At 69.0% G+C, this 4,394-nt stretch carries 4 protein-coding genes; 2 read left to right on the top strand and 2 right to left on the bottom strand.

The features are described 5' to 3' along the window. Positions 1-141: 141 nt before the first annotated feature. The gene (locus HKK74_RS41225) at positions 142-276 is read right to left on the bottom strand and encodes a hypothetical protein (protein WP_281398225.1); all 135 of its coding nucleotides are present in this window, start codon (positions 274-276) and stop codon (positions 142-144) included. Between the two features lie 245 nt (positions 277-521). Between HKK74_RS41225 and HKK74_RS38760 the strand changes: the two genes are divergently transcribed. Both HKK74_RS38760 and HKK74_RS38755 read left to right on the top strand, forming a co-directional pair. Then, positions 522-1,031: a YcaO-like family protein gene (locus HKK74_RS38760; RefSeq protein WP_187248421.1), complete on the top strand. Its 510-nt coding sequence runs from the start codon at positions 522-524 to the stop codon at positions 1,029-1,031. Beyond that, positions 1,028-2,425 (top strand): TfuA-like protein, encoded by a 1,398-nt coding sequence (locus tag HKK74_RS38755; RefSeq protein WP_187248420.1) that lies wholly within the window; start codon positions 1,028-1,030, stop codon positions 2,423-2,425. Before HKK74_RS38760 ends, HKK74_RS38755 begins: the two co-directional genes overlap by 4 nt. 30 nt (positions 2,426-2,455) lie before the next feature. Here HKK74_RS38755 and HKK74_RS38750 read toward each other — a convergent pair whose 3' ends face one another. Next, positions 2,456-3,727, bottom strand: coding sequence for an MFS transporter (locus tag HKK74_RS38750; RefSeq protein WP_187248419.1), 1,272 nt, complete (start codon positions 3,725-3,727; stop codon positions 2,456-2,458). Positions 3,728-4,394: the final 667 nt, after the last annotated feature.

The following is a 4,394-nucleotide window of genomic DNA, read 5'->3' as shown; positions in this document are numbered from 1 at the left end:
CAACGAGTACCGAGCGACGGCCGGGCCACGGGGGCATGGCCTGACTCCGGCGCCTTCCCGGGAGTTCCATCCCGGGATGGTGTGGACGTGCCGTTCGCGCTCGGCACGTCCACGTCTTCAGACCCACGAGATCCCCAAGGGTCACCGCCCGTCCGTCGTGCTGGAGGCCGTGGTCTGTTCCAGGCGCTCTTTGTGCGCCTGGAGGTCGAGGAACCCGGCGGCGAGAGCCTCGGGCGGGATGGCGTCGTCGAGGGCTTGGCCGGGGTCGGTGTACATCGGCCGGACATGGGTCCACGCGGACGGCGGAGGGATCAGCTTCTCAGCGCATCATGGAGCTGGCGGGCTTCGGGCTGATCAGGCCAACGGTTACGGAGTCGCTGGTCCAAGTCCGTCAGTTCACGTCGGATGCGTGCTGAGCCCGTCTGATGCGCGGCTTCCAAGGCATCAGTCCCCAAACGAGCGGCCTGCACGGGGTCGGCGTCCGAACCATAAGTCAACGTCACGGCCAGCTTGGCCGTGAGATGCCCGCGATCGCGGACTACGTCGACTGGGGTCGCGGCGATCTTTCGTTCCAGGATGCCGATCGCGCGGACGCCCCAAGCGCGATCATCTCCGGCTCCGGAGCGCACTCCGACCCCGGCGTCGCGCTCTCGCGAGCAATCACCGAAGCAGTCCAGTCCAGGCTCACCCACATCTCCGGCGCCCGCGACGACATCACATCCCTCATCTACGCACCCGGCCACTACCGCCCACCTGCGCCGGCCAGTCAACCGGCACCGTGGCCACAGATCATCGGCCGGTACAACTGCGAGCACCCAACGGATACCGGTGAAGCCAGCTGGCTGGCGACCCGGATCAGCGAGGTCACCGGTTGGGAGCCGCGGGTCGTCGACCTCACCCACGGCCCGCATCAGCGGCAAGAGTTCGCCGTCGTCAAGGTCGCCGCACCAGGCCTGATCTACTCCGCCCGGCACGTCATCCCCCGCCACGGCGACACAGGAACCGAGACCACTGGAGGACGAGCGACATGATCGACCACCGGCCCTCCAACGCCCTGCACGTGTACGCGGGGCCCACCCTCGACGCCGACACCATCCACGCCCTGGCACCCGAGGCGATCGTGCAGCCTCCCGCCCAGCATGGCGATCTGCTCCGCCTCACACCGTCCCCAGGCGACACCGTGCTGCTAATCGACGGGTTGTGGCACCAGGTCCCGCCGGTCCGCCACAAGGAGATTCTCGAGCTGCTGCATCGCGGTACCCGGGTGGTCGGCGCGGCCAGCATGGGCGCGCTGCGGGCCGCCGAGCTCGCGCCGTACGGGATGATCGGCGTCGGCTGGGTCTACCAGCAGTACGCGACCGGCCGGATCGAAGCCGACGACGAAGTCGCTCTGGTCCACACCCCGGACGGTCGGCCGCTGTCGACCGCACTGGTCTGCCTGCGCTACGCCCTCCAGCACGCCGCCGACACCGCCGTCATCACCAAGGCCGACGCCGAGCGGCTACTTGAGCTGGCCCGCGCCATGCCGTTCCACCGACGCAGCTGGGCCGCTCTCGGCCACGCCGCCGCACAAGCTGGGCTCGCCGCGGCTCACCGGCACGTCGTCACCTGGCTCGGCACGAGCGTCTCCCCGGATGCCGCCGATATCAAAGCGGCCGACGCGAGACTCGCGATTCTCCTAGCCTCGGTCGGCAAGCTTCCGGCGGCCACCGCGGCCGGCAACTGGCAACACGAGCCGTGGCGGACCTCGCATCTGCGCCGCTGGATCGCGACCTACCGGCCCGTCTCCACCATCGACGACGCCCAGGTGCCGCTCCTGCCCGCCCTCCAGTACGCCCAGCTCTACGATCCCCGCTTTCCGGCCTGCTGGCGACGCCGCGTCCTTGCATGGATCGCCGGGCGACCCGAGACGACACCGACCGATGTCCTCGAGGACCAAGCGCTCGCCGCCGCCCGTGACCGTGGCCTTCACCTGGGGGCGCTGGCCCCCGCTCAAGTGGAGCACTGGGCCACCCCCACCGAGATCATCACTCTTTGCCAGCGGGAGTTGCTGCTGCGCATCCTCATCCGCTCGGCGCGCCTGGACCCCACCGCCAGCGTCTGGCCCGAAACCCCCGCCGACGCTAACGGCCTCCTCGACCTCACCGATTGCGCCCGCGTGGCTGCCACTGCCTGGCGCGTCAACCGGGCAGTCGAGGCGTCCGGGCCAGGCCGGACCATCGGCCACCTGGACCCCGACCGGATCCGCACCCAACTGGCCCGGCACTGGGGCCTGATCGCTGAGCCCGTCGACTCGCGGGAACTGACGGCAGCCGCCCGCGACCGAGGCATCCTCAGCGGCGAAGCCGCAGTGACTCAGGCGCGCCCCTTCTACCTCGCCACCCGAACAGCGCCGGCCGTGCCCGCAGCTTCAGCCCAGGCGTGACATCCGCTCGTATGGCCGGGTCCCGGCCGGCTACGAGCGCGCCAACGCCTTACCCGCGGCCACCGGATCGCCGGCTTGAACGGCGGCCGGACTGAGATCGGGCGCGGGAAGCCGCATCGCGCGGACCCCGGCATTGAGCAGGGGCAAGAAAGCGACGGCCAGGATCACCACGGCGCATCCCGCCAAGGCCGAGATCACCCCGACCGCGTGCTCCAGCGGGCCGGCAACCAGGTAGCCGACCGGGATCGGGAGCTGCTGGCCGAGCAGACTGTATGAGGACGTCCTGGCCTGCATCTCCAACGGCACCTCACGCTGTTGGAAGGTCGCGAAGGTGTTGATGCTGACGTCCAGACCGACGCCGGTGACGAACGTGGCCGCGACCAGCATCGGTAGCGGTGCCTGAACGACGAGTGCTACAAGCGGCAGCGCCAATGACGCCGTTGCCGTACACGCCACCAGCGCTACCCGCTGCGGCCGCAGCAACAATACGACTACCGACCCAGTGATCAGCCCGCCTGCGAACCCGCCGACGACGAGTCCCCACGAAGCCGCCCCGCCCAGATGCCGCTCAGAGTAGAGGGGGCCGAGTACCTGGTAGCCGATCAGCCAGGGCGTGCAGCATGCCGCGGACTGCGCCACCATGATCCACAACCAGTGGCGCGACCAGAAGTCCGACCAGCCCTCCCGCAGCGCCCCGAGCATGTCCTTGCTCTTGATCGGTGTCAGCGGCACCCTCAACCTGCTCAACATCCAGGCTGCGGCAAAGAACGTCAGAGCGTTGTAGCCGATGGCGGCCTCCGCGCCGGCCGTCGCGATGATGCCGCCCGCTGCGGCTGGGGCGAGGACCTTCACCACGTTCTGGGCCAATCGCATGAGAGCGTTGGCCTCACGGAGGGTGTCGGGGTCGACAAGTTGCCGGACCATGCCCTGAGCGGCCGGGCCGAAGAACGCTCCCACCCCACCAGAGATCACCGCCGAAACGAACAGCTGCCACAGCGCTCCATGCCCAGCGACGAGCAACACCACGACAACGGTCTGGTTGACACCGGAGATCATGTGCGCGACGACCATGATCCGGCCCCGCGGGTTCCGGTCGGCCACCGCGCCGCCGATCAGCATCAAGATCATCTGGGGGATCATGCTCGCCGCGAGAACGCCCCCGAGGGCGCCCGCGCCACCACCGAGCTGAAGCACGGCGAACGCCAGCGCGAGCGGGGCCGCCGACGAACCGGTCTGGGACACCATGCGTGCCGCCAGGTAGCGGCGGAAGACCGGGAACGTCCGCAACGGCGCGGTCGCCAATGTAACGCGACTCCTCAACCCTGCCCGACCCACGGTACCCCTCAATGTATTTGCTCACCCTCAGCCGCAAAAGTGCTCAGCTTGCAACGGGCTCACACTAGGAGTCGCCAACATCACCAAGCGGGCATCGATCAATCTCGACCTGGCTGCCGCATACCCACCAGATCGGCGGTTCGGGCATGCGAAGGTCGCAGGGGACGGAGTCGCCATCGCCGGTCATGCGCCAGCAGTTGAGCGGACACTCGTGCACGCCGACACCTCGAACGTCCAACCTCGCCTGGCCGGGTCGTCCTCTGCCCTGCGGGTACCGCCCGGCAGAAGACCGAACGTACAACGAGAGGACGCTGACGTCTGCAGGCGGTGGAGGGGCTCGGAGCCTGTATGCGAGACGCCAGCGCCCCGTCCCATGGCGGCGCCACCCGGCCGCTACCTGCGGACCTGTCCAGTGGCCGAAGTCAGCGTCGATGTCGCCCGAGAACGCGACCGCTGGCGGCACCCCGCTCGGTTCAGGCACCTACGCTCAGATCTTGATCCCACTGTTGTGCCGACGGGCTCACCGTCGAGTGAATCGCTTGGGCGGACACCGCGTCCAGCAGATCGGCCCTTCGCGAGTCTCCACTGGCTGCCGCTGCATCCAGCAGGCATCGGCGGCAGAAGCCGAAGGCTC

This window comes from Actinomadura alba (assembly GCF_014323705.1).
In the GTDB taxonomy this organism is placed as follows: domain Bacteria; phylum Actinomycetota; class Actinomycetes; order Streptosporangiales; family Streptosporangiaceae; genus Actinomadura_C; species Actinomadura_C alba.
The sequence above is the reverse complement of the archived record's forward strand: the minus strand, read 5'-3'. Positions and strand labels throughout refer to the sequence as shown.

Coding starts and splice junctions, on each gene's coding strand:
- HKK74_RS38755 (WP_187248420.1), top strand. CDS start 1,028: ATGATCGACCACCGGCCCTCCAACGCCCTGCACGTGTACGCGGGGCCC.
- HKK74_RS38760 (WP_187248421.1), top strand. CDS start 522: ATGCCCGCGATCGCGGACTACGTCGACTGGGGTCGCGGCGATCTTTCG.
- HKK74_RS41225 (WP_281398225.1), bottom strand. CDS start 276: ATGTACACCGACCCCGGCCAAGCCCTCGACGACGCCATCCCGCCCGAG.